Annotated in this window: 2 protein-coding genes; both read left to right on the top strand. The window is 38.4% G+C overall.

The genetic code is table 11. From position 1 onward, the window contains the following. On the top strand, positions 1–374 hold a 374-nt coding region (mobA, locus tag B2C77_RS00400), incomplete at its 5' end, for a molybdenum cofactor guanylyltransferase (protein ID WP_141130628.1). A gap of 13 nt (positions 375–387) precedes the next feature. After that, positions 388–900, top strand: a complete 513-nt coding sequence (locus tag B2C77_RS00395) for a MogA/MoaB family molybdenum cofactor biosynthesis protein (protein WP_077701818.1) — start codon at positions 388–390, stop codon at positions 898–900. Positions 901–1,101 lie beyond the last annotated feature (201 nt).

Below are 1,101 nucleotides of genomic sequence, written 5' to 3'. Positions count from 1 at the left end.
ATTATCAAGGGGATGGTCCGCTTGCAGGAATTTATTCCGCAATGACTTCTTGTGAAACAGAGTGGTTGCTCACCTTGCCTGTCGATGTGCCGTTTATGAAGTCAGAAGTACTAGAGGTTTTGTTGCGGGAGATGGGAGATGAGGTAGACGCAGTTATTCCCATAGTAGATGAAAAAATGCAAGTCCTTGTAGGGTTATTTCGTTGTACTATAAAAGACAAGATCAAAACGCAGCTTAATCAGGAAGAACGGAAGGTTGATCACTTATTGGAAAAAATAGCTACACGTTATGTGAAAATAGATGATACCAAAGCATTTTTTAATATAAATCGACAGTCCGAATATCACAAATATGTGGCTAATATAGAACATTAAGGGGGCTACACGATTGTTACAAGACCATCGAAAGACATCACCAAAGGCTGTAACATGTGCTATTTTAACCATCAGTGATACAAGAAATAAGGAAACCGATAAAAGTGGAAGATTCATTCAATCCTTTTTGGGAGAGGAAGGTCATACTGTTTCTGCTTACGATGTAATCCCAGATGAAAAATGCATGATTGAAATGCATATAAACAGCTATGGAACAGACATAGAAGCTGTGATTATAAATGGAGGTACAGGCATTTCCAAACGCGATGTCACCATTGAAGCTGTCAAGCCATTATTAGATAAAGAATTACCTGGCTTTGGTGAGTTATTTCGTATGCTTAGTTACCAATTGGACATCGGTTCAGCAAGCATGCTATCAAGAGCAGTCGCCGGCGTTTCGCAAAATCGTGTTATTTTTGCCATACCAGGTTCTAGTGGGGCGGTAAAACTAGCGATGGAAAAGTTAATCTTGCCTGAATTGGGACATCTTGTCATGGAAGTTAGCAAAGATTTAGAGCAAGGTTAAACAGGAAAATGATGAAAGAGGCTCGTATTATAAGACGTAAGCTTGAAGAGAGTCAATCACTTTTATTGAATGAAATAAAGTGGCAACAATAAGATACGTATAAAAGGATGGAGCAATGTGAAAAAACAAACCATACTCATACTTGTAGCTGTGCTCATCATTATAACTGCTTGTGGAAATGCATCTAACTCTAACTCAAAT

This window comes from Virgibacillus dokdonensis, assembly GCF_900166595.1.
Classification (GTDB): Bacteria; Bacillota; Bacilli; order Bacillales; family Amphibacillaceae; genus Virgibacillus; species Virgibacillus dokdonensis.
This window is presented reverse-complemented; position numbering and strand designations above follow the sequence as displayed.